This is a genomic window from Nesterenkonia halobia (assembly GCF_039536005.1).
GTDB classification, from domain to species: domain Bacteria; phylum Actinomycetota; class Actinomycetes; order Actinomycetales; family Micrococcaceae; genus Nesterenkonia; species Nesterenkonia halobia.
In genome coordinates this window covers 21,644-44,151 of the sequence record NZ_BAAAYG010000002.1, presented here as the reverse complement: position 1 = coordinate 44,151, position 22,508 = coordinate 21,644, and the positions used below count along the sequence as shown (strand labels likewise).

General features: G+C 72.2%; 20 protein-coding genes. 4 read left to right on the top strand and 16 right to left on the bottom strand.

The window, feature by feature from the left end:
* Positions 1-26 precede the first annotated feature (26 nt).
* The 3 genes from ABD652_RS00990 to ABD652_RS00980 form a co-directional block, all read right to left on the bottom strand.
* Positions 27-197: a DUF3117 domain-containing protein gene (locus ABD652_RS00990; protein WP_153143382.1), complete on the bottom strand. Its 171-nt coding sequence runs from the start codon at positions 195-197 to the stop codon at positions 27-29.
* A gap of 132 nt (positions 198-329) precedes the next feature.
* On the bottom strand, positions 330-611 hold the full coding sequence (locus tag ABD652_RS00985) for a DivIVA domain-containing protein (protein ID WP_344717331.1): 282 nt from the start codon (positions 609-611) through the stop codon (positions 330-332).
* A 72-nt stretch (positions 612-683) separates the two neighbouring features.
* Entirely contained in the window at positions 684-1,496 is an 813-nt protein-coding gene (locus ABD652_RS00980; protein WP_344717330.1) for an SIR2 family NAD-dependent protein deacylase, read from the bottom strand.
* Positions 1,497-1,913: 417 nt separating this feature from the next.
* Between ABD652_RS00980 and ABD652_RS00975 the strand changes: the two genes are divergently transcribed.
* Positions 1,914-2,246, top strand: a complete 333-nt coding sequence (locus ABD652_RS00975; RefSeq protein ID WP_344717329.1) for a DUF4870 domain-containing protein — start codon at positions 1,914-1,916, stop codon at positions 2,244-2,246.
* Positions 2,247-2,341: 95 nt separating this feature from the next.
* Here the strand turns inward: ABD652_RS00975 and ABD652_RS00970 are convergent, their stop codons facing one another.
* From ABD652_RS00970 to dnaG, 6 genes are all read right to left on the bottom strand, one after another.
* Complete coding sequence (locus tag ABD652_RS00970; protein ID WP_153143379.1) at positions 2,342-3,220, bottom strand: ABC transporter permease; 879 nt, start codon at positions 3,218-3,220, stop codon at positions 2,342-2,344.
* Positions 3,217-4,314, bottom strand: a complete 1,098-nt coding sequence (locus ABD652_RS00965) for an ATP-binding cassette domain-containing protein (RefSeq protein WP_344717328.1) — start codon at positions 4,312-4,314, stop codon at positions 3,217-3,219. Before ABD652_RS00965 ends, ABD652_RS00970 begins: the two co-directional genes overlap by 4 nt.
* Positions 4,315-4,530: 216 nt before the next feature.
* Positions 4,531-5,166, bottom strand: coding sequence for a dihydrofolate reductase family protein (locus tag ABD652_RS00960; protein WP_344717327.1), 636 nt, complete (start codon positions 5,164-5,166; stop codon positions 4,531-4,533).
* 229 nt (positions 5,167-5,395) lie between these two features.
* On the bottom strand, positions 5,396-7,564 hold the full coding sequence (locus ABD652_RS00955; protein ID WP_344717326.1) for a prolyl oligopeptidase family serine peptidase: 2,169 nt from the start codon (positions 7,562-7,564) through the stop codon (positions 5,396-5,398).
* A gap of 81 nt (positions 7,565-7,645) precedes the next feature.
* Positions 7,646-10,345: a phosphoenolpyruvate carboxylase gene (locus ABD652_RS00950; RefSeq protein ID WP_344717325.1), complete on the bottom strand. Its 2,700-nt coding sequence runs from the start codon at positions 10,343-10,345 to the stop codon at positions 7,646-7,648.
* 213 nt (positions 10,346-10,558) lie between these two features.
* Positions 10,559-12,538, bottom strand: a complete 1,980-nt coding sequence (dnaG, locus tag ABD652_RS00945; protein ID WP_344717324.1) for a DNA primase — start codon at positions 12,536-12,538, stop codon at positions 10,559-10,561.
* A gap of 149 nt (positions 12,539-12,687) precedes the next feature.
* Here dnaG and ABD652_RS00940 point away from each other — a divergent pair, with 149 nt between their 5' ends.
* The gene (locus ABD652_RS00940; RefSeq protein WP_344717323.1) at positions 12,688-13,284 is read left to right on the top strand and encodes an aminoacyl-tRNA deacylase; all 597 of its coding nucleotides are present in this window, start codon (positions 12,688-12,690) and stop codon (positions 13,282-13,284) included.
* Here ABD652_RS00940 and ABD652_RS00935 read toward each other — a convergent pair whose 3' ends face one another.
* The 6 genes from ABD652_RS00935 to ABD652_RS00910 form a co-directional block, all read right to left on the bottom strand.
* On the bottom strand, positions 13,285-14,607 hold the full coding sequence (locus ABD652_RS00935) for a deoxyguanosinetriphosphate triphosphohydrolase (RefSeq protein WP_211364957.1): 1,323 nt from the start codon (positions 14,605-14,607) through the stop codon (positions 13,285-13,287).
* 103 nt (positions 14,608-14,710) lie between these two features.
* Positions 14,711-15,865, bottom strand: a complete 1,155-nt coding sequence (gene dusB / locus ABD652_RS00930) for a tRNA dihydrouridine synthase DusB (protein WP_344717322.1) — start codon at positions 15,863-15,865, stop codon at positions 14,711-14,713.
* A gap of 85 nt (positions 15,866-15,950) precedes the next feature.
* A complete protein-coding gene (locus tag ABD652_RS00925) occupies positions 15,951-16,928 on the bottom strand; it encodes a GNAT family N-acetyltransferase (RefSeq protein ID WP_344717321.1) in 978 nt (325 codons plus the stop codon).
* Positions 16,929-17,094: 166 nt separating this feature from the next.
* Positions 17,095-18,474 carry a glycine--tRNA ligase gene (locus tag ABD652_RS00920; protein WP_344717320.1) on the bottom strand — a complete coding sequence of 460 codons (1,380 nt, stop codon included), beginning with the start codon at positions 18,472-18,474 and terminating at the stop codon, positions 17,095-17,097.
* A gap of 185 nt (positions 18,475-18,659) precedes the next feature.
* Complete coding sequence (locus ABD652_RS00915) at positions 18,660-19,106, bottom strand: VOC family protein (protein ID WP_344717319.1); 447 nt, start codon at positions 19,104-19,106, stop codon at positions 18,660-18,662.
* A gap of 58 nt (positions 19,107-19,164) precedes the next feature.
* A complete protein-coding gene (locus ABD652_RS00910) occupies positions 19,165-20,178 on the bottom strand; it encodes a DMT family transporter (protein WP_344717318.1) in 1,014 nt (337 codons plus the stop codon).
* An 86-nt stretch (positions 20,179-20,264) separates the two neighbouring features.
* On the opposite strand from ABD652_RS00910, the gene ABD652_RS00905 reads away from it, so the two are divergent.
* Positions 20,265-20,648: an RNA-binding S4 domain-containing protein gene (locus tag ABD652_RS00905; RefSeq protein ID WP_344717317.1), complete on the top strand. Its 384-nt coding sequence runs from the start codon at positions 20,265-20,267 to the stop codon at positions 20,646-20,648.
* 39 nt (positions 20,649-20,687) lie between these two features.
* Here ABD652_RS00905 and ABD652_RS00900 read toward each other — a convergent pair whose 3' ends face one another.
* Positions 20,688-21,359, bottom strand: coding sequence for an alpha/beta hydrolase (locus ABD652_RS00900; protein ID WP_344717315.1), 672 nt, complete (start codon positions 21,357-21,359; stop codon positions 20,688-20,690).
* A gap of 211 nt (positions 21,360-21,570) precedes the next feature.
* Here ABD652_RS00900 and ABD652_RS00895 point away from each other — a divergent pair, with 211 nt between their 5' ends.
* On the top strand, positions 21,571-22,488 hold the full coding sequence (locus ABD652_RS00895) for an SGNH/GDSL hydrolase family protein (protein WP_344717314.1): 918 nt from the start codon (positions 21,571-21,573) through the stop codon (positions 22,486-22,488).
* Positions 22,489-22,508 lie beyond the last annotated feature (20 nt).

Genomic DNA, 22,508 nt, shown 5'->3' with positions numbered 1-22,508 from the left:
CGGGCGACGCCCGCCGCCCGGGGCTCTCACTCCCCGACGGCGTCGATCAGGCACTCCTTGAGCGCCTGGGCCTCCTCGTCGTTGATCTCCAGGACCAGACGGCCTCCGCCGTCGATCGGCACTCGCATGATCAGGCTGCGGCCCTCTTGGGCCACCTCCATCGGACCGTCACCAGTACGCGGTTTCATTGCAGCCATCGAGTGCTTCCCTTCTGGTGTTCCTCACTGCGGATCGGGCCGCCCGCCGCGCACGGCGGTCGCCCGATCAGGTCGGATGCGCGCGGCATCCTGTCTCCTAGTATCCCCCATGGCGGAGGATCCTCGCCGGGATCAGCGTCGAACCCCCTCGTCACGGAGCTGGTCGGCCAGCGTGTCGAGCAGGGCGTCGACCTGGTCCATCCGATAGCCGCGCACTGCGGAGTCGAATCGGACCTCGTCGAGGTCCTCGGCGGTCAGGCCGTCTGCACGGGCACGCTCGATGAGCTCGTCGACGTCGCTCGCTCCCCCGGCCGGCGGGTCCTCCTCGACCGGCTTCGGACCGCTCCAGCGGCCCATCAGGAGCAGCACGATGCCGCCGAGCACGATGAGCGCCAGCAGATACAGCCAGACCATGTGTTCCACCCTATACCCGCCGCAGGGGCGCAGGACCCTGCGCTCCGGGCGTGCCCGGCGCGCAGGACCGGCTCAGCGACGGCCGGCGATGCCGGCGGCCTGGAGCAGCTGCGGCAGCACCTCCCCCGAGGGGCCGCGGATCGCGAAGTCGACGAGGTCGGTCAGCTCGGTCTCCTGCGGATTGACCTCGATGATCGGCACCCCGCGCTCCAGGCCCAGCAGCGGCAGCGAGGCCGCGGGCTGGACCATGCCGGAGGTTCCCACAGCCAGCACCAGGTCGGCGGCGCGGATCGCCGCCGAGGAGGCGTCGAAGTCCGAGGCGGGCAGCATCTCGCCGAACCAGACGATGTCCGGACGCATCAGTCCCTCCTCGCAGTGGGTGCAGAAGGGCGGATCCACCGGTTCCGGCGGGGCGGTGAAGCCGTCGAACTCCGGCGGCGGCAGCTCGTCGGGTTCGCCGCAGTCGGCGCACCGGTGGGCGGCGATGCGCCCGTGCAGATGTCCGAGCACGTCGGCGCCGGCGCGCTCATGCAGATCGTCGACGTTCTGCGTGGAGACCGCCAGCCATCCGCCGTCGACGTCGGCCAGACGCTGCTGCCAGAGTGCCAGGGCCCGGTGCCCGGCGTTCGGCTCCACTGCGGCGATCAGCGCCTGGCGCCAGCGGTACCAGGTCCAGACCAGGGCGGGGTCGTTCTCATAGGCCTCGACAGTCGCCAGCTCCTCGGCGGAGAACCGCTCCCAGAGCCCGGTCTGGACCTCCCGGAAGGTCGGCACGCCGGACTCCGCGGAGATCCCGGCGCCGGTGAGCACCACGACGCGACGGGCCTCGCGGACCAGCGCGACGACCTCGTCGGGCACCTCTTCACTGACGGAGAGCTCTCGCATGCCTTCACCGTAGCGAGTCGGCGTCCCCGAGCTGAAGCGCCGCGGCCCGCGCGTCCGGCTGACCAGGCCGTCGACCGTTCCCCGCCGCCCCCTCGAACACCTAGGGTGAGGAGGGAACTCGGTCCGCCGAGTCAGGCCCCAGCGGCCGCGCGTCCACGAGGAGGAACGATGACTCAGCAGCCACCCCACGGTCCCGGTCCCGACCGCCCGACGGGCCCTGACGACGCCTCGAGCCGGCCCCCGGGCGGGACCCCCGGCGGAGCACCGCAGAACCGTCCGGACGAGCAGACGCCGCCGCAGGGCTCCCCTCCGCAGGGACATCCCGCACAGGAGCCTCCCGCACAGGGCCCACCTCCGCAGAGCCCGCCGCAGGCCCCTCCCGGCGGCGGCCCGGCGCCGGCCGGACCCGCGCCGACCGTGCCTCCGCTGACCGCCGGCGAGGAGCAGGGCTGGAGCATCGGCGCCCATCTGGGCGGCATCATCGCCAGCTTCATCCCTGCGCTGGTGATCTGGCTGGTCTTCCGCGAGCGCAGCCGCATGGTCGCTGACCACGCCAAGGAAGCGCTGAACTTCCAGATCACAGTGGCGATCGCCTATGTGGCCGGCTGGGTGCTGACCATCATTCTGATCGGCCCGCTGATCAGCCTCGCCGCCTGGGTCTGCTCGATCGTCTTCGCCATCCTGGCCTCCGTCGCGGCGAATAAGCGCCAGGCGTATCGGTATCCGGTCTCCATCCGGTTCGTCTCCTGACCACTCGGCCGAGCCGGGACGGACGTCGGCCGGACCCGGCCCGGCCGACGTCGTTCCCGGCATCGCGCCGCAGGGCGGTGGGACCGGCGTCCCGCTCAGGACTTGCGGTTGTAGACGAACATCGAGATCGGCCCGAAGATCACCACGAGCACCGCGCAGTAGATCAGCACCGCGGTGATCGAGCCGATGTCGTAGACCCCGTCCATGAACTCGCGGATGCAGCCGACCAGCGTGGAGACCGGGTTGGCCTCGGCGAAGGCCCGCACGGGGCCGGGCATCGACTCAGTGGGGGCGAAGATGTTGGACACGAAGGTCAGCGGCATCATGATGAACATCGACACGCCCATCGCCGCCTGCTCGGTGCGCATCAGCAGCGCCACTGTGGTCCATACCCAGGACAGGCAGAAGCTGAACACCAGCAGCATCAGGAAGGCCGCGAGCACTCCCGGCAGTCCGCCGGCCGGTCGGAACCCCATGATGAAGCCGACCACCAGGATGATGACGCCGGCCAGCGTGTAGCGGACCTGGTCGCCCAGCAGCGCGCCGACCAGCTGGGCCGGACGCCAGACCGGCAGCGAGCGGAAGCGATCGAAGACCCCTTTGGAGATGTCCCGGTTCAGCGTCAGTCCGGTGTACATCGTGATCATCACCAGCGTCTGGGCGAAGATGCCGGGGATCAGCCACTGCACGTAGGCGCCGACGGCGTCGCCGCCGGCCTCCTGGCCCGAGACCGCCGCGCCGATGGAGCCGCCGAAGACGTAGGTCATCATCACCGTCATCATGATCGGGAAGATGGTGACGTCGAAGAGCTGCTCGGGCACGTGCTTGATCTTCAGCAGCGCCCGCCAGCCGTAGGTCAGCGAGGCGCTGACGGCTCCGGGCCGCTGCGGGGTGTCCTGACGGCTGACCAGGATATGGCGGATCCGTTCGGCCTCCGCCGGGACCGTGGACGTGCCGTTCGTCGTGGTGCTCATCGGGTCCTCGCCTCCGCCTCGTCGTCGGCCGCGCGGCCGTCGGTGCCGTGATCGCCGCGGTGGTCGGCGCCGTGCGCCGCTCCGCGATGCTCGCCGCCGTCGTCGGCGGCCTCCTGTTCGTCGCCCGCGACGTCGCCGTCGGGCTCGGGCTTCCTGCCGGTCAGCGCCATGAAGACCTCGTCCAGGCTCGGCTGCCCCACGGAGAAGGTCTCCACCTCCACGCCGGCCTCCTCCAGCGCGGTCAACGCCGTCGAGGCCCGCGCCCCGGCCTCGAGCCGCGCGGTGAGCGCCGTCGGGTCGGCTTCACGGACGACGTCGGCGGACAGCGCGGCCGCCAGGATCTCCGCGGCCCGCTCGCGGTCCTCGGCCTCGACCACCCGCACGTTCAGCGCGCCGGCGCCGACCTGGGCCTTCAGCTGTCCCGGAGCGCCCTCGGCGATGACCCGCCCGTGGTCGATGACCGCCAGCCGGTCGGCCAGCTGGTCGGCCTCCTCGAGATACTGGGTCGTCAGCACCACTGTGGTGCCGGAGTCGACGAGCGTGCGGATGATGTCCCAGACCTGATTGCGGCTGCGCGGGTCGATGCCGGTGGTCGGCTCGTCGAGGAAGATCAGCTCCGGGGTGACCAGCAGGGACCCGGCGATGTCCAGCCGGCGCCGCATGCCGCCCGAGTACTTCTTCACCTGCCGTCCTGCGGCGTCGCCGAGGCCGAACGCCTCGAGCAGCTCCTGTCCCCGACTCCGGGCGGCGCGCGCGGCGAAGCCCTGCAGCCGCCCCAGCAGCACCAGGTTCTCGAGTCCGGTCAGGTCCTCGTCGAGCGAGGCGAACTGGCCGGTCAGCGCGATCTTGCCGCGCACGGCCGCAGGTTCGGACCGCACGTCGTGGCCCAGCACGTGGGCCTGCCCGCCGTCGAGGCGCAGCAGCGTGGCCAGCATGCGGATCACTGTGGTCTTGCCCGCGCCGTTGGGGCCGAGCACGCCGTAGATGCCGCCGCGGCGGATGGACAGGTCGACGCCGTCGACGGCGGTCGTCTCGCCGAAGCGTTTCACCAGACCGCGCGTCTCCACGGCGAGGTCGTCTGATCTCAGAGTCATCGAGTGTCCTTCCTCCGGCGGGCCGGAGCGTCGTGAGGTGCGAGCGTCGGAGCCTGCCGCGGCTCATGCCGCATCCCTCGGCACACGGGGTTCCGAGACGCTGCGACGAGGATATCGGCACGGCGTCCTGCCGGGACAGGCCCCGGGTCTGACGATAGAGCCGGATGCGGACAGTCCCTGTCCGCATCGGCGCGACGCCGGCTCTCCGATCCGGGGTCAGGCGTCCTGCGGCGCCCCGCGCCGACTCTCGGGCGGCACGTCGTAGAGCAGATGCGTCACCCGGTCACCGGCGACGAGGCGCGTCGGATCGCCCAGCCGCACCGGCGTCCCGCCCTCGGGGACGCCGAAGAAGGATCGCCCGGTCCCGAAGACCACAGGCACCACGTTCATCACCACCTGGTCGATGAGCCCTCGCCGCAGCGCCTGGCCGCCGACCTGACCGGCGGCGACGTCGACGTCGCGGTCTCCGGCGAGTTCCTGCGCCGTGGCGATCGCGGCGTCGACTCCCTCGGTGACGAAGGTGAACGGCGCGGCCGCCGCCGGGGCCCAGTCGCGAGGCGGTGCATGGGTCACCACGACCACGTGCTGGCCGGCCGGAGGCGTGCCTCCCCACCCGTCGGTGTGGTCGAAGAGCCGCCGTCCGATCATCATCACGCCGATGTGCGCGTACACGGCCTGCATGAAGTCCCGGGAGGCGACGGTGGTGCGGAGCGGGTAGTGATCGTGCTCCGAGAGGCTCCATTCCACGTCTCCGCTGCCCAACCAGTCGAACAGCGGGTCCACCGAGTCGTCCTCGTGGGCGATGAAACCGTCCAGCGAGACGGCGGCCGCTCCCAGAATGGTCCGTCCCATGTGTGCTTCCCTCCTCCTGCGCCCGCACCGCGGGGACGCCCGGCGCGGAAGGCCGCCGGATTCACACTGAGGCGGTCCTCGCCCCGTCGACGGCGGTGAGCTTGTCTGCGCAGAGAGTAACCGTCGACCAGCGCCGCCGTCCCGGGCCGACGGCCGGAGGCGGTCCCGGGACTCCGGCCGCCGCGCGGGCGACCGCAGGGTCACGGCCCGGGACCGTCACGTCGCCGAGTCAGTGCGCGGCGCCGCCGCGCAGCTGCTGGTCCAGGAAACGCTGGATCAGCGCCTCGAGCGTGGCCTGCTGAGCCGGCGAGGCCGCGCCGCCGTGGCCGCCCTCGGTGTTCTCCCAGTAGCGGACGTCCGCGCCGATCGACTCCAGCGCCGCGGTCATCTTGCGCGCGTGGCCGGGGTGGACGCGGTCGTCCCGGGTGGAGGTGGTCAGCAGCACCGGCGGCAGCTCGGCCCCCTCGTGCAGCAGGTGGTACGGCGAGAAGGTGCGGATGAACTCCCAGTCCTCGGTGTCCGGGTCGCCGTACTCGGCGCGCCAGGAGGCCCCGGCCAGCAGATGCGAATACCGCTTCATGTCCAGCAGCGGCACCTGGATGACCACCGCCCCGAAGAGGTCCGGACGGGTGGTGAGCATCATCCCGGTCAGCAGGCCGCCGTTGGAGCCGCCGCGACAGGCCAGCTGCGGCACTGTGGTCACTCCGGCGTCGACCAGCTCGCGGGCGACGGCGGCGAAGTCCTCATAGGCGCGGTGACGGTTCTCGCGCAGCGCCGCCCGGTGCCAGTCGGGGCCGTACTCCCCGCCGCCGCGGATGCAGGCGACGGCGAAGACTCCTCCGCGCTCCAGCCAGCCCTTCCCCGTCAGCGGCAGGTAGCTCGGCGTCCGGGAGACCTGGAAGCCGCCGTAGCCGGAGAGCAGCGTGGGCGCCGGCTCCGGCGTCGTGCCGTCGGCCGGGTCCAGCACTTCGGCCGGGCCGATGAGGAAGTACGGCACGCGCGTGCCGTCGTCGCTGGTCGCGAAGCGCCGGACGCTGGTCAGCCCGGTCGCGTCGAAGCGCTCCGGCGCCTGCTTCAGCACCTCCAGCGTCTCGCTCCCGCCGTCGGGCAGCGCGGAGAGGTCGCCGAGGTGCAGCGTGGTCGGCCGCAGGTGGTCGGCGGCGGTCAGCCAGACTTCGTCGGAGTCGGCCTCGTCGACGGCGCCGAGACTCAGCGACCCCGAGACCTCGGCGAAGACCGGCGTCGACGTCCAGGCGCCGGCCTCTCCGCGCCAGAAGGCCTCCACGCGGTGGACGACGTCCTCCATGAGCGTGAGCACCAGCATCGTCCGCGTGGTGGTCACCGCCTGCAGCGAGGTCGAGGCGTCGGGGGCGAAGAGGACCGTCGGGGCGGTCTCCCCGGCCAGGAAGCCGTCGACGTCGGCGACGGCGAGCCCTCCGCCCGACACCGTCACCCCGCCGGCGGTGAAGCTGGTGCGCGGCATGAACAGCAGCAGGTCCCGGTGGACGCCGACGCGGACGTCGGTGGGGACCTCGATGCGCCGCGGCCCGTCGGCGGTGAGCAGGTGGGTCTCGTGGTCGTGGAAGCCCAGCGCGCGGACGGCGACGTCGCGCTCGAAGCCGGGGGTGTCGAGATGTCCGGCCCCGGCGGTGAGATGGTCGGACTCGACCGAGATGACCTCCTCGGCGGCGGACAGCGGCGTGCCGCGGCGCCATCGGCGCACAGTGCGCGGGTATCCGGAGGAGGTGACCATCGCCGGGTCCGGGGCGACGTCGGCGTCGGCGGCCTCCGCCGTCGCCTCCGGCGCCGCCGGCATCCGGTCGACGGTCGCGTAGACGGTGTCACCGTCGATCCAGCTCAGCGACCCCTTGCCCTGCCCACGGACGAAGCCGCCGTCGGCCTCCGGGAGGAAGCGGCGCTCGAGCAGGTCGAACTCGCGGGTGACGTCGGCGTCGGAGCCGCCCGGCGAGAGCGAGACCAGCGCATGCCGCCAGGGCTCGTCGGCGGCCGGGCGCAGCACGTCGGCGCCGTGCCAGACCCAGGTGACGCCCTCGTCCGCGGAGAGCGCGTCGAGATCCAGCAGGAGCTCCCAGTCGGGCTCCTCCGTGCGGTAGGAGGCCGGCGTGGTGCGCCGCCAGATCCCCTGCGGGTGCTCGGCGTCGGTCCAGAAGTTGTACAGATGCTCGCCGCGGCGGACCACGCCGGGGATGCGGTCCGAGGCGTCGAGGATCTCGCGCAGGTCCTCGCGCAGCGGCTCGAACTCCGCGTCGGCCAGCTCCGCCTCGGCGACGGCGTTGCGCCGGTGCACCCAGTCCAGCGCCTCGGCGGACTCGACCTCCTCCAACCAGCGGTGGGGGTCGTGGTCCGGATCGATCAGGCGGGTCTGCGAGGAACTCATGGGCCCATCGTATGTCTCGGGCCGTGCACCCTTCGCCGAGGACTTCCCCGACGAAGGGCGCACGGCCCGGCGACGCGCGGCTCAGCCGGTGTTCTGCAGGCCGGCGGCCACGCCCTTGAGGCTGATCAGCAGCAGGTTCCGCGGATCGTCGAGCTGCTCGTCGTCCAGCTCGCCGGAGCGCAGCGCCCGCAGCGCGCGCAGCTGCAGCAGCGAGAGCGCATCCACATAGGGATTGCGCAGCTCGACCGCCCGGCCGAGGACCTGATGGGACTCCAGCAGCCGGGACTGGTCGGTGATCTTCAGGACCCACTCGGTGGTCAGGTCCAGCTCCTCGAGCACCAGCGACGCGAGGTCCTCGCGGTCGCCGAGGGCGAGGTACCGCTCGGCGATCCGACGGTCGGTCTTGGCCAGCGACATCTCGATGTTGTCGATCAGCGCGCGGAACAGCGGCCACTCCGCATAGGCGCCGCGCAGCTGCTCGACGTCGCCGACGGCGGCCAGCGCGCTGCCCAGCCCGTACCAGCCGGTCAGGTTGATCCGCGCCTGGGCCCAGGCGAAGTTCCACGGGATCGCGCGCAGGTCCTCCAGCGACTCCACCGACAGTCCGCGCTTGGCCGGACGCGAGCCGATGGCCAGCAGGCCGACCTCGTCCTGCGGGGTGACCTGGGCGAACCAGGGGGCGAAGCCGTCGGCGCCGACCAGTCCGTCGAACCGCTCGCGGGAGACGGCGTCCATGGTCGCGGCCATCTCGGAGAACTGCTCGGCGGCGCGGGCGTTGCGCTCCTCGGTCGACGGCGCCGAGGCCATCAGCGTCGCCGCGGCGACCTGCTCGATGTGGCGCAGGGCGATCTCCGGATTGCCGTAGCGGGCGGAGATGACCTCGCCCTGCTCGGTGACCTTGAACCGCATGTCCACCGAGTGCGGCGGCTGGGCGAGGATGGCCCGGTTGGCCGGCCCGCCGCCGCGGCCGAGCGCGCCGCCGCGGCCGTGGAACTGGGTCAGCGCGATGTCGTGGCGCTTCGCCCAGTCGGCGATGCGCTCCTGGGCCTCGTAGAGCGCGAGCGTGGCGGCCACCGGACCGACGTCCTTGGCGGAGTCGGAGTAGCCGAGCATCACCTCCACGCGACGGCCGGTCTGCTCCAGGCGGCGCTGCACCGCGGGGTTATCCAGCATCTCGTCGAGGATGCGCGGGGCGTTCTGCAGGTCCTCGTAGGTCTCGAACAGCGGGATGACGTCGATGACCGGGGCCTGCTCCGGGCCGCCGAGGGCCTTCTCCGCCAAGGTGTAGACGTCGGCGAGATTCTGCGCGCTCTGCGTGAAGGAGACGATGTAGCGACGGCAGGCGTCGACGCCGAAACGCTGCTGCACCGAGGCGATCGCGAGGAAGGTCTCGATGACCTCCTCACCGGGCACCGCCATGGACTCCACCGACTCCGGGTCCTCCAGCCAGGCCAGGGTCTGGGAGTGCACCTTCGAGTGCTGCCGGACCTCCAGCTCGGCCAGGTGGAAGCCGAAGGTCTCCACCTGCCAGATGAGCTCCTGCAGGTCGCCGAAGGCCGCGCGCTTCGCCCCGCCGGCCTCCAGCGAGCGCTGCACCGCGCGCAGGTCGTCGAGCAGCTCCTGCGGCACCGTGTAGGCCAGGTCGGCGTCGCGCTCCCGGGTGGCGGCCAGCCGTCCGGCGATCGCCAGCAGAACCTGGCGATGCGGCTCGCGCGGCGAGTGCTCGACCGCGCGGGCGGTCAGCTCCTCGGAGAGCTGCTTCTGCCGGCCCCAGAGGCCGTCGAGCTCCGCGCTGGGGCTGGTGTAGCGGTCGTCGAGGGTCATCGAGAGGCCGACGGCGCGGGCCCGCTCCTCCAGATCGGCCAGCACCCGGTCGGCGGCCTGGCCGACGGCCTGCCGGGTGATCGAGGCGGTGACGTTGGGATTGCCGTCGCGATCGCCGCCGATCCACGAGCCCAGCCGGATGAAGGCCGGCGCCTTCGGCGGACGGGTGCCGGCCTCGTCGCCCTGCAGCCAGTCGTCCATGCGGCGGTAAGCCTCGGTGAAGACCTGGGAGAACGAGGAGTCGAAGACCGAGAGGGCGGTGCGCACCTCGTCCAGCGGCGACGGCGCGGAGACGCGCAGCTGGGCGGTGCGCCACATGTTGTCGATCTCCTCCAGGAGCTCGCGGCGGTTCTTCGCCAGCGAGGCGCTGCCCATCCGCGGGTCGTCGCGCTCGTCGAGCAGCTCCCCGACGCGGCGGACCGAGGAGGCGATCGCATTGCGGCGAGCTTCCGTCGGGTGGGCGGTGAGCACCGGGTGGAAGCGCAGCTCGGCCAGCCGGCGCTCGGCCTCCTCCTGTCCCACCTCCTCCTGCAGGTGGGTGAAGGCCGCGGCCACCGACTCGCTGGGTCGCTGCTCCTCCAGCGGGACCTGCCCGTCGCGGGAGCGCAGCGTGCGGATGCGGTGCTGCTCCTCGGCCAGGTTCGCCAGCAGGAAGTAGCAGGTGAAGGCCCGGGCGACCTCCTTGGCCCGCTCGGCGGAGAAGGAGCCCACCAACTCCTCGGCGCGGGCGAGGACGTCTCCGGAGTCGTCGTCCAGCGCGGAGATGGTCAGCTCGCGCAGGGCCTCGACGTCGCCCAGCAGGCCCTCGCTGCCGTACTCCTGCAGCACCTGGCCCAGCAGGCCGCCGAGCAGGCCGACGTCCTGGCGCATCGCGTCGGGGATCTCATGCGAGGCGGCGGTGCGGGTGTCGTCGGCGGCGTGTCGTGCGGGCGCGGCGGGGCCGTCGTGCTGGGGCATGCGTGTCTCCTCGATCAAGGGTGCGGAGGCGTAGCGCGACCCCATCGTCACGCGCGGACGTGCACTTCACGGTACCAAGGACCCGGTGTGCGGCGTCGCACAGGCCTCGTCGCAGGCCTCGGCCGCGGACCGACGTGAGCAGGACACGGGCGGACGCGGAGCGTCCGCACCGGCCCTCCGAGCGGAGTGTTCAGCGGTCCCGGTGCGGAGTGCTCACTGGTCGCCGCGCAGCGCCCGTCGCCGATGCTCGAGGTCCATCAGCTCGCGGTTGAGCCGCTGGTGCTCCTCCGGGGACTCGTCGGGCCCCATGCGCTGCAGCCGCCCGAGCAGATCGGCCTTCTGGTGGGTGATCTTCAGCTCCACCAGGCGATTGAGGATCGACTGGCAGTAGGTCTCGACCTCCTCCTCGGTGCGCGCCGGCAGCTGGGCGACGGCCAGCTCGGCGACCAGCGGCCTCAGCGGCTCGGGGACCTCGTCGGAGACCGCCCGCACCCAGTTGCGCGGGTCGGTGGCCGAGGCCGCCGCCGAACGCAGTCCCGCATGGACGGCCGCATGCGCCGGGGCGGTGAAGCGCACGGTGAAGATCTCCTCCCACTGGTCGGCGGTCAGCCGCGTGGGATGCTGCAGGATCACCTCCAGCGCCTGGCGCTCCATCATCACCGCCGGGTCCCGCGTGTCGGGCCGGGGATAGTGCGTCGGCGCGGCCGACGACGCCGCCGGCTCGCCGGCCGGTCCGCCGTGGTCGTGCGGGCCGGGCTGATGCTGGACCGGCTCGGCGCCGTCGGCCGGGTCCGCGTCGGGGGCCGGGCCGAACCCGCGCCGGTGCGCCTGCACGGCCGGGTCGACCTGCCGCTGCGGGGCGACGCCGCGGCGGGCGGCGGCCTGCACCGCCCGATTGACGTCGTCCATGTCCATGCCCAGCCAGCCGGCCAGTTCGCGAGTGTAGGCCGGTTTCAGCGCCGGGTCCTTGATCCCGGCGACCACCGGGGCGGCGTAGCGCAGCGCGCCGACGCGGCCTTCGACGGTGGAGAGGTCGTAGTCCTTCATCCCGGCGCGGATGGCGAACTCGAACAGCGGGCGCCGGGCGCGGATCAGCTCGGAGACGGCCTCGTCGCCGCGGTGCTGGCGGACGTCGCAGGGGTCCATGCCCTCGGGTCCGACGGCGATGAAGGTCTTGGCCAGGAACTGGTGGTCCTCCTTGAAGGCCTTCAGCGCCGCCGTCTGGCCGGCCTCGTCGCCGTCGAAGGTGAAGATCACCTCTCCCCCGCCGCCGTCGTCGGAGAGGAGCCGGCGGGCGATCTTGATGTGGCCCTCGCCGAAGGCGGTGCCGCAGGTCGCCACTGCGGTGTCCACGCCGGCGACGTGGCAGGCCATCACGTCGGTGTATCCCTCGACGACGATCAGCTCGCGCTTCTTGGCGATGTTCCGCTTGGCGTGCTCGATGCCGTAGAGCACCTGCGATTTCTTGTAGATCGTCGTCTCGGGCGAGTTGAGGTACTTCGGCCCCTTGTCGTCCTCGTGCAGGCGCCGGCCGCCGAAGCCGACGGTGTTGGAGGTCATGTCGCGGATCGGCCAGATCAGCCGTCCGCGGAAACGGTCGTACAGGCCGCGGGAGCCTTCGGAGAACAACCCGCTGGCGGAGAGCTCCTCGTCGGTGAAGCCGCGGGAGCGCAGGTGCTTGAGCAGGTGATCCCAGCCCTGCGGGGCATAGCCGACCCCGAACTGCTCGGCATGCTCGCGGGTGAAGCCGCGGCCGGCCAGGAACTCCCGGGCGATCTGCGCCTCCGGGGAGTGCAGCTGCTCGCGGAAGTACTCGTCGGCGATCTTGTGCGCGTCGAGCAGCCGCCGACGTCGGCCGACCTCCTCCTTGTCCGGCCCGGTGCCGCCGTCCTCGTAGCGCAGCTCGATCCCGGCCTTCGCGGCCAGCCGCTCCACCGTCTCCTGGAACGAGGTGTGGTCCATGTTCATCACGAAGGCGATGACGTCACCCGACTCCCCGCAGCCGAAGCAGTGATAGGTGCCCACCTGCGGGCGGATGTGGAAGCTGGGAGTGCGCTCGTCGTGGAAGGGACAGAGCCCCTTCCAGGAGCCGATGCCCGCGCTCTTGAGCGTCACATACTCCTCGACGACCTCCCGCAGGTCCACACGTTCGCGCACGGCGTCGATGTCTTCGCGCTTGATGAGTCCGGCCACGCCTCGAGTCTACCGATGAGCGCCACCCCGCAGGCGCCTGTGCAGGAGTCCGACGGATCACCCCGGGGAACAGCCCGGGGAACGGCCCGGGGAACGGCCCGGGGAACGGCTCGGGGAATCCGCCGGCGGCGGTCTCGGTTGTCCCGGGCATGGAGCAGCAGAGCACCCCCGCCTCCCCCATGCCGACCACCGCGCCGGCCCCCGCGCCGATCCCCGCCGACGTCGAGCTCTCCGCCGAGGACCGCGCCTCGGTCGAGCGCATCCGCGCCGACGCCGCCGCCCGCGGCGTCGCGATCGAGCTCGTCGCCCGCGGACCGTCGGGCTCCCTGGAGGAGGCCGCCGCCGCGCTGGGGATCGCGCCCCGGGAGATCGTCAAGACGCTGGTCGCCCGGGCGAAGCTCACCCAGACCGCCGACGAGCACACCTACGTCATCGCCCTGATCCCGGGTGACCGGCAGGTCGACTGGGCGAAGCTGCGGCGGCTGGCCGGGATGAAGAAGATGGCGATGACCGCGCCCGAGGAGGCGGTGGAGGCCACCGGCCACCGCCCCGGCACGATCACGCCCTTCGCCGCGGAGAGCGTCGCGGGCACCCGCTGGCCGGTCTACGCCGACGCATCCATCGCCGGCCGCATCGGCATGGGATCCGGGGCGCGGGACCTGAGCCTCTTCGTCGAGGCGCACGAGCTCTTCGCCGCCTTCGACGTCGTCACCGCCGACATCACCAAGCCGGCGCCGCCGGACTGATCAGCCGAACAGGCGATTGGCGAAGGGCTCTCCCCTGACCAGCGCGTAGTACCACTCCAGGGCCGCGCCGTCGGTGAGCGAGGCGACCTGGTCGGCGATCGCCCGGGACCGCGCGGCGTCGCCCTCGGCCAGCTGGAAGTCCTCGCGGAACATCGGCTCCAGGTACCGGTCGCCGGAGTCGCGCAGCAGCTCGATCAGCGACTCGATGACCTCGCGCTGGCGCTGATAGACGGGGCGCTGCTGCTCCGAGGTCATGATGTAGGAGGCTGAGAGCCCCTTCATCGCCGCGATCTCCTCGTGCGTCTCCCGCGGGATCACCAGATCAGCCTCGTGGCGCACCAGAGGCCTGTCTCCATAGGCCTCGCGGGTGGCCTCGTAGATGGCCCCGCAGAAACGTCCGATCAGCTCCGAGGTCATGTTCTTCAGCGCCGCGAGCGAACGCCGCGAGCCGTCGGACTCGCGCACCCAGCGGTCGATGGAGGCCAGCCGGTCGAAGGCCTCCTCGATGCGGTCCTCCTCCGTGTCCGGCAGGTACCACTCGCGGGTCACCCGGATGACCCGCTTGCGCTGCAGCGGCACTTCGAGGAAGCGCAGCTGGAACTGTCCGGAGAAGATCCCGTCCTCGACGTCGTGGACGGAGTAGGCGATGTCGTCGGCGGCGTCCATCACCTGGGCCTCCATGGACTGCCGCCTCCCGTCGACGCCGCGGCGGATCCAGGCGAAGACGTCCAGGTCGTCCTCGTAGGCGCCGAACTTCGCGCCGCGCGTCCCGTCGGCGAGCAGCGGCGCCTCGTGCTGGCGCCAGGGGTACTTGATCGCCGCGTCCAGCGAGGCCCGGGTGAGGTTCAGCCCCGCCGAGCGGCCGTCGTCGTGGAAGCGCTTGGTCTCCAGCCGGGTGAGCAGCCGCAGCGTCTGCGCATTGCCCTCGAACCCGCCGGAGGCGCCCATCAGCTCGTCGAGGACCTTCTCGCCGTTGTGGCCGAAGGGCGGATGGCCCAGATCGTGGGCCAGGCAGGCGGCGTCGACGACGTCGGGATCGCAGCCGAGCATCCGCCCCAGCTCGCGGCCGACCTGGGCGACCTCCAGCGAATGGGTCAGCCGGGTGCGGGCGAAGTCGTCGGCGTCGGGCGAGACCACCTGGGTCTTCGCCCCCAGCCGGCGCAGCGCCGAGGAGTGCAGCAGCCGGGCCCGATCGCGTTCGAAGGAGGAGCGATACACCGACTTGCCGTGCTCGGGAAGCCACCGCTCCTCATCCTCGACGGTGTAGCCGGGGCGCAGGGCGGCATAGCCGGCTTCGGCACGCTCGTGGGGCTGGACATCCATGGACTCCAGCCTAGCGGCCCGCGGCCCGGCCCCGCGCGGCGGCGAGGGGCGACCCCGCCCTCCGCCGGGCCGACGCACGCCGCAGACCGCCGTCGGGCACGACTCAGCCGCCGGAGGTGTCCACTTCGGCGGCGGCGATCATCTCGCGCTGGTCCTCGTCGAGCTCCCGCGAGACCAGCCAGTCCTCCGGCAGGTGGACCTTCTTCGGCGAGCCCGCCCGACCGCGCGGCCCCTCGGCGTCGGCGCCCGGGTAGTCGATCGAATGGTCCAGCCGGCCGAGCAGCTCCTGCAGCTGGGCCAGCGTCTCCACGGTGACCAGCTGGGTGCGCAGCTGCGAGCCGACCGGGTAGCCCTTGAAGTACCAGGAGACATGCTTGCGGATGTCCTGCATGGCCTTGAGCTCGTCGCCGTCGAAGTACGGGATGAGCATCCGGGCATGGCGCAGCAGGGTCTCGACGACCATCGCCAGATCCGGGCGATGCCGCTCGTCGCGCCCCTCGAAGGCGGCCTGCAGGTCGCCGAAGAGCCAGGGCCGGCCCTGGCAGCCGCGGCCGACGACGACGCCGTCGACGCCGGTGCGGCGGACCATCTCCAGCGCGTCCTCGGCCGACCAGATGTCGCCGTTGCCCAGCACCGGCAGATCCGGCAGGGCCTCGCGCAGCTCGGCCACGGCGTCCCAGTCGGCGGTGCCCGAGTAGTGCTGCCGAGCGGTGCGACCGTGCAGCGCGACGGCGGCGACGCCGGCGTCGCGGGCGACCCTGCCGGCCTCGGTGAAGGTCAGGTGGTCCTCGTCGATGCCCTTGCGCATCTTCACCGTCACCGGCACCCCGCCCTTCGAGGCCTCGCGGACGGCGGTGGAGACGATGGACTCGAACAGCCGGATCTTCCACGGCAGCGCTGAGCCGCCGCCCTTGCGGGTGACCTTCGGCACCGGGCAGCCGAAGTTCAGGTCGATGTGGTCGGCCCGGTCCTCCTCGACCATCATCCGCACCGCCTGCCCGGTGGTCACCGGGTCGACCGAGTAGAGCTGGACCGAGCGCGGCACCTCGTCGGGCTCATGCTTGATGATCCGCAGCGACTCCGGGCGCCGCTCCACCAGCGCGCGGGCGGTGACCATCTCGTTGACGTAGAGCCCGCCGCCGTGCTCGCGGCACAGGCGGCGGAAGGCGGTGTTGGTGATGCCGGCCATCGGGGCCAGCACCACCGGCGTGTCGACGGTGATGGGCCCGATCTGCAGCGGCGGCAGGACGGCGTTCATCAGCGGGTCCCCTCAGTCGTGGTCTCCAGGGCGGTTCTCCGGCGCGGCTCCGGAGCATCTCCGGGCCATCTCCGGCGCGGGCGCGTCAGCTCGCGGCGTCGCGGGCGTAGATCAGCGCCTCGAAGTCCGACTCGGCGCGGCCGGCGGAGAGCAGCTCGTCGGTGACACGGGTCAGCGGCTCCATCGAGTCGTCGACTTCGACGCTGACCGGGTAGCGGGCCGCGAGCAGCGCCAGCAGCGACTGGCAGGCGGTCTCGGCGTCGTCGTCGGCGAGCTCCGGGTTCCAGCCGAGCAGCACGTCGGCCGGATCCTCGGTGCGCTCGGGCGTGTAGCTGACGGCGAAGGCGAGGATGCCGCCGTCGGCGCCGGGACGCCGGTCGCGCAGCGCCACGGCGCCCGAGGCGCCGGTGCCGTCGCCGAGCAGCAGCTTCTGCGCCTTGCCGACGGTCATCTCCGCACGGTCCCAGTCATGGACGGCGTTGTAGAAGTCGACGACGGCGCTGGTCAGCGCGACCGATCCGGTCGCCAGGTCCTCCAGGTCCAGGCCGGTGCCCTCCAGGTCCGGCAGGGCCAGCGCGCCGGCGCTGACCACGACCTGGCGGGACCGCTGGATCTTGGTGAAGCCGTTGTCCTTGAGGAAGCACTGCGCGGCGGTGCGCTTGCCGCAGCGGGCCTTGAGGCTCTGCGTCGAGCAGTTGCCCGCCTCGGCGGCCAGCAGCTCGAGCATCTCCGCGGCGATGCCGCGACGCCGGTGGTCCTCGGCGACCTCGGCGTAGAAGGAGAGCCGGTCCGGGTGCAGCGAGGAGCGCAGGATCGTCGCCGCGGCCACCGGGACGCCGTGGTCCTCGGCGACGATGCAGCGGGCCCAGGGGTCGTCGGAGGAGGGCCGCAGCAGCGCCCGGTCCTGGTGCTGCAGGGCATTCTCCGGGTCGCCCCAGACCTCCAGCAGGGCGAGGTCGTCGCCCTCGGCCCACGGCCGGACGGTCAGGCCCGACTCCAGGGTGAGGCGGTCCGCGCCGTCGTCGTGCTCCGACGGGACGGAGTCCTCGGGCATGGTGCTCATCGCGTGTCCTTCATCGGGGAGGCGGCTTCGGGTCAGCCACGCGATTCTAGTCCCGTCCACCGGGCGGGGCAATGCGGGGCGATGCGCGATTCTTCGAGAGATCGGCCGGCTCCGCGGCGGACCGGGACGACGGCGCGTCGGCGCCTCGGCGCCGGGACGCGGCCGCTCAGCCCAGCAGCCGCGCGGCGAGGTAGCCCTCGATCTGGTCCAGGCTCACCCGCTCCTGGGTCATCTCGTCGCGGTCGCGGACGGTGACCGCCTGGTCCTCGAGCGAGTCGAAGTCGAAGGTCAGGCAGAACGGGGTGCCGATCTCGTCCTGACGGCGGTAGCGGCGGCCGATGGCGCCGGACTCGTCGTACTCGACGTTCCAGTGGCGGCGCAGCCGGTCGGCCAGCTCCTGCGCCGGGCCGGCCAGCTCCGGCTTCTTCGACAGCGGCAGCACCGCGGCCTTGATCGGGGCGATCTTCGGGTGCAGCTTCATCACGATGCGGGTGTCGACGCCGCCCTTGACGCTCGGCGCCTCGTCCTCGGTGTAGGCGTCGACGAGGAACGCCATCATCGCCCGCGTCAGGCCGAAGGAGGGCTCGATGACATACGGGGTGTACCGCTCGCCGGTGCCCTGGTCGAAGTACTGCAGCTTCGCGCCCGAGGCCTCGGTGTGCGAGCCGAGGTCGTAGTCGGTGCGGTTGGCGACGCCCATCAGCTCGCCCCACTCGGAGCCCGGGAAGGAGAAGCGGTACTCCAGGTCGATGGTCGCGGCCGAGTAGTGGGCCCGCTCCTCCTCCGGCACGTCGAACTTCCGCAGGTTCTCCGGGTCCAGGCCGAGCTGGACGAACCAGGCGTAGCAGGCGTCGACCCAGTGGTCGAACCACTGCGGCGCCTCGTCCGGGCGGGTGAAGTACTCGATCTCCATCTGCTCGAACTCGCGGGTGCGGAAGATGAAGTTGCCCGGGGTGATCTCGTTGCGGAAGGCCTTGCCGATCTGGCCGATGCCGAACGGCGGCTTCTGCCGCGCGGAGGTCACCACGTTGTTGAAGTTCACGAAGATGCCCTGGGCGGTCTCGGGGCGCATGTAGTGCAGCCCCTCCTCGTTGTCGACCGGACCCAGATAGGTCTTCATCAGCCCGGAGAACTGCTGCGGCTCGGTCCACTGCCCGCGGGTGCCGCAGTCGGGGCAGACGATCTCCTCCATGGACTCGGCCGCCCGGCCCTTCTTGTCCTGGAAGGCCTCCTCGAGGTGGTCCTGGCGGTGCCGGCGGTGGCACTGGACGCACTCGACCAGCGGGTCGGAGAAGGTCTTCACGTGGCCGGAGGCGTGCCAAACGGGCTGCGGCAGGATGATCGCCGAATCCAGGCCGACCATGTCGCCGCGGCCGCGGACGAAGGTCTGCCACCACTCGGCCTTGATGTTCTCCTTCAGCTCCGTGCCCAGCGGACCGTAGTCCCAGGCCGACCGCGACCCTCCGTAGATCTCACCGGACTGGAACACGAAGCCGCGGCGCTTCGCCAGGGCGATCACTTTGTCGAGTGCGGTCTCTGTGGCCATGGAAGAGCTTCACCTCTGGTCGGGGTGCAGTGTGCTGTGCAGGATGCCGTCGGGCTGCGGGCCGCGACGTGCGGACGGACGGGGAAAGCGTACCGCGCCGCCCGCCGGTGCGCCGATTCGCGCCCGGATCCCTCGACGACGCCGCCTCCGGCCCGCCGTCGTCCGCCGGGCGGCGACGCCGCGCGTCAGCCGGCGTCGGGCGCGTCGAAGACCACCGCGCCGTCGTCGTCGATCCGCCAGCCGGGGTTGTGGGCGATCTCCCAGACGATGCCCACCGGGTCGCGGACGTAGGCGTGCATCATGCCGGGCACCGCCGCGGGCTGAGGCTGCTTGAGGATGGTCGCGCCGGCGCGCTCCATCCGGTCGACGGTCCGGTGGACGAGGTCGGCGTCGTGGAGATTCTGCGCCAGCGTGAATCCGCCGGGCCGGGAATGGACGCCGCCGTCGCCGATGTCGACGTCCAGCGCCTCGGCGTCGAAGAGGCCCAGCACCTGGCCGGGCGCCGACTGGTAGAACTGGATCTCGCCGGGCTCCTCGAAGAGCGGGCGCCAGCCGAGTCCGGACACGTAGAAGCGGCGGGCGGCGTCGAGGTCGTCCACGGCGACGGTGATGATGTGGACGTCCTGGTCCATCGTGCTCGCCTCCGTTCCGACGGGTCCCGCTCCCCTGCGGAGCCGGCGGAGTCCGAGTCTAGTGCCCCGCGCCGCGCCGGCGGGAGGCCCGGCCGTCCGGCAGCGAGGCGACGACGACGGCGACCAGCGTCAGCAACGTGCCGAGCACGGTGGCCGTGGTGACCACCGAGCCCGGAGCCGGGATGATCAGATCCAGCAGCAGCGAGCCGATGAGCTGACCGGCGATCATGCCCATCGCCGCCAGCAGCACCCCGACCCGGGTCACCAGCACGGCGCCCAGGCCGATGAACACGCAGCCCATCGGCCCGCCCAGGTAGTACCAGCCGGCTGTGGGCAGCGCCTCGCCGACGCCGCCGACCCCCAGCTTGATCAGGTAGGCGACCAGCAGCACCGCGGTGCCGGCGATGAAGTTGATCAGCGTCCCGGGGATCGGGCTGCCGTAGGCGGCCGACTGCCGTCCGTTGAGCGCCTGCTGGGCGCTGGAGCCGACGCCGGCGAGCAGCGGCAGGATCACCAGCAGCAGCCACTCGGGCCCGCCGTGGTCGGCGCCCAGCTGCGGCGAGACCGTCCAGAGCACCGCCAGCACGGTGAGGATCGCGCCGATCACGCGCAGCGGGGAGAGCCGCTTGCGCCCGCCCGGCCCCAGCCCGACGCGGTCCCAGAGCATCCCGCCCAGCGTCTGGCCGGTGACCACTGCGACGGTGAAGACGGCCACGCCGATCATCCCGATGGTCAGCGACTGGGTCAGCACCAGATAGCCGCCCAGGCAGCCGGCCAGCAGGTACCACCAGCGCACCTCGCCGGCGGCCAGCGCCGGGCGCACGCGGCGCATCGTGGCCCGCCCGCGCGGCGTGGCCGCGACGATGACGAGCATCAGCACCAGGCCGACGGCGAAGGAGATGAGCGCGGCGAGGAAGGGGTCGGCCGTCTCGGCGGCCAGCGCGGAGTTGATCCGTCCCTGCGAGGGGATGGCCGCTCCGGCGACCAGCGACATCACCAGGAACAGGATCCAGGCGGTCCGGGACTGTCCGGCGTCGCGGACCGGCGTCTGTGTGATGGTCGAGGAGGACATGGACCCAGCGTAGAACGTCCCTGAGGATTCGACCGGCCGGATGATGACGTCCTGTGGCGCGCCGTCGGATGCGCCAGACTGGAGGCATGAGCGAGGAGCACCAGGACCAGGACGCGCGGCGGCACCAGGACGACGTCGAGGAGGCGCTCGACGAAGGCTTCGACGAGGACCACGACGAGGGCGAGTTCATCGAGGTCGACCAGATCCCCATCCGGGACGCGTCCATCCGGCTGGGGCAGCTGCTGAAGCTGGCCAACGTCGTCGAGCACGGCGGCATGGCCCGCGAGGTGCTCGACGCCGGGGCGGTGACCGTCGACGAGGAGGTCGAGACCCGCCGCGGCCGGCAGATCCGCCCCGGCGAGATCGTCCAGCTCGACGGCGAGGCGCTCGGCCTGCCCGAGGCGGCCCTCACGCCGGTCGCGGAGGAGCTCGAGGAGCTCGATGAGGAGCCCGAGGAGCTCGAGGACTGAGCGGCGCGGCACCGAGCCGCGCGGGCGGCGTCGGCGTCGTCAGCGGCGGGCGGTGCGCGCCGGCTTGAGCACCATGTGGGTGAGGAACTCGCCGACGTGGGAGATCTCCTGCGGCACCACGCCGTGGCCGGCGCCGGCGTAGAGGACCTTGGTCAGGTTCGCGTGCTCGGTGGCCCACCGGTGGGTGTGGTCGACGGCGGCGGCCGGGATGATCGGGTCCTCCTGGTCGCGCCCCCAGAAGAACGGGACCTGCGCGGCCGCGAGCGCCTCGTCGTCGACGGCGGCGGCGACCCGCTCGTCCTCGCCCGGGTCGAGGACGAATCCGGAGAGGCCGACGACGGCGGCGAGCTGGTGCGGACGGGTGCGCAGCAGCGTCGTCGCCACGGCCATGCCCTGGGAGAAGCCCAGCAGCGTCACCGAGAGGTGCTGGTCCTGCACCGACTCGATCCAGGACCACACGTCCTCGGCGGCCTGCAGCACCTCGGCGGAGTCGTAGCTCAGATCCTGGGGATCCAGGGCGAACCAGCCGTACCCGGGCCCGGCCGTCTGCGGCCCCCGCAGCGAGGCGTAGGTGAACTCCTCGGGCAGATTCGGCACCAGGCCGAGGAGGTCGTGCTCGTGGGATCCGTAGCCGTGCAGCAGCACGACCAGGTGGGTGTCGCGGCGCTCGTCGGGCTCGCGGGACCAGACGACGACGGGCTCGGGGTTCATCGGCGGGGACTCCTCGGGTCAGGCTCGGTCGGGACCAGGACGGATCGGACGCGCCGTCGACGCATCCGGCGGTCCATGATCTCATCCCCCGGCGATGACTCGGCGGTCGGTGTGGGAATACGACCGTATTCCCACCCGAGCCGCGGACTCATCGCGGGGCGGCGCCGCCGTCGGGCCGCTGGTCGCGGGCGGGGCGGCGCCGCCGTCGGTCATGGAACTCCAGGGGCGGCTCCGGCAGAATGAAGGCGTGCACTCGTCAGAACTCCACCACCCCGCAGATCATGACTCCGCACCCGACGCCGCGCACTCCGCGGCGGACCATCGGCACCCCTGGAGCCGCTACGTCGCGCTGGGCGACTCCTTCACCGAGGGCATCGGCGACCCCGACGAGTCCCGCCCCGGATACCACCGCGGGTGGGCCGACCGGATGGCCGAGGAGCTCGCGGCCGGAACGGCCGACTTCGCCTATGCGAACCTGGCGGTGCGCGGCAAGCTGATCGCCCAGATCCGCGACGACCAGATCGCCCCGGCGCTGGACCTCGCGCCGGATCTGATCACCCTCTGCGCCGGCGGCAACGACGTCATCCGACCCGGCGGCGACCCCGACGAGACCGCGCGCACGCTGGACACCATGGTGCAGCTCCTGGCGACCACCGGCGCGACGCTGCTGCTGTTCACCGGACCGGACGTGCGCGAGACTCCGGTGGTCGGCTCCGTGCGCGGCAAAGTGGCGATCTACAACGAGAACGTCCGCACCGTCGCGGCCCGGCACGACGCCGTCGTCGCCGACATGTGGGCGCTGCGCAGCCTGACCCGTCCGGAGATGTGGGACGAGGACCGGCTGCACTTCTCCCCGCTGGGGCACCACACCATCGCCGCGATGGCGCTGGACACGCTGAACGTCGAGCACGACCTCGAGCCGCTCGAACCGCGTCCGACGCCCGAGCGCAGCTGGCGCGAGGCGCGCGCCGACGACGCCGTCTGGGCCCGGCACCATCTCTTCCCCTGGGTGCTGCGGCGGCTGCGCGGCCGATCCTCCGGCGACGGGGTCACCGCGAAGCGCCCCACCTATGAGCCGCTCTTCGGCGGGGCGATGCCGCCGGGCGGGTCGGCGGCCCAGGGCGACTGACCGCCCGGCGGACGCCGGAC

Coding starts and splice junctions, on each gene's coding strand:
- ABD652_RS00990 (WP_153143382.1), bottom strand. CDS start 197: ATGGCTGCAATGAAACCGCGTACTGGTGACGGTCCGATGGAGGTGGCC.
- ABD652_RS00985 (WP_344717331.1), bottom strand. CDS start 611: ATGGTCTGGCTGTATCTGCTGGCGCTCATCGTGCTCGGCGGCATCGTG.
- ABD652_RS00980 (WP_344717330.1), bottom strand. CDS start 1,496: ATGCGAGAGCTCTCCGTCAGTGAAGAGGTGCCCGACGAGGTCGTCGCG.
- ABD652_RS00970 (WP_153143379.1), bottom strand. CDS start 3,220: ATGAGCACCACGACGAACGGCACGTCCACGGTCCCGGCGGAGGCCGAA.
- ABD652_RS00965 (WP_344717328.1), bottom strand. CDS start 4,314: ATGACTCTGAGATCAGACGACCTCGCCGTGGAGACGCGCGGTCTGGTG.
- ABD652_RS00960 (WP_344717327.1), bottom strand. CDS start 5,166: ATGGGACGGACCATTCTGGGAGCGGCCGCCGTCTCGCTGGACGGTTTC.
- ABD652_RS00955 (WP_344717326.1), bottom strand. CDS start 7,564: ATGAGTTCCTCGCAGACCCGCCTGATCGATCCGGACCACGACCCCCAC.
- ABD652_RS00950 (WP_344717325.1), bottom strand. CDS start 10,345: ATGCCCCAGCACGACGGCCCCGCCGCGCCCGCACGACACGCCGCCGAC.
- ABD652_RS00940 (WP_344717323.1), top strand. CDS start 12,688: ATGGAGCAGCAGAGCACCCCCGCCTCCCCCATGCCGACCACCGCGCCG.
- ABD652_RS00935 (WP_211364957.1), bottom strand. CDS start 14,607: ATGGATGTCCAGCCCCACGAGCGTGCCGAAGCCGGCTATGCCGCCCTG.
- dusB (WP_344717322.1), bottom strand. CDS start 15,865: ATGAACGCCGTCCTGCCGCCGCTGCAGATCGGGCCCATCACCGTCGAC.
- ABD652_RS00925 (WP_344717321.1), bottom strand. CDS start 16,928: ATGAGCACCATGCCCGAGGACTCCGTCCCGTCGGAGCACGACGACGGC.
- ABD652_RS00920 (WP_344717320.1), bottom strand. CDS start 18,474: ATGGCCACAGAGACCGCACTCGACAAAGTGATCGCCCTGGCGAAGCGC.
- ABD652_RS00915 (WP_344717319.1), bottom strand. CDS start 19,106: ATGGACCAGGACGTCCACATCATCACCGTCGCCGTGGACGACCTCGAC.
- ABD652_RS00910 (WP_344717318.1), bottom strand. CDS start 20,178: ATGTCCTCCTCGACCATCACACAGACGCCGGTCCGCGACGCCGGACAG.
- ABD652_RS00905 (WP_344717317.1), top strand. CDS start 20,265: ATGAGCGAGGAGCACCAGGACCAGGACGCGCGGCGGCACCAGGACGAC.
- ABD652_RS00900 (WP_344717315.1), bottom strand. CDS start 21,359: ATGAACCCCGAGCCCGTCGTCGTCTGGTCCCGCGAGCCCGACGAGCGC.
- ABD652_RS00895 (WP_344717314.1), top strand. CDS start 21,571: ATGGAACTCCAGGGGCGGCTCCGGCAGAATGAAGGCGTGCACTCGTCA.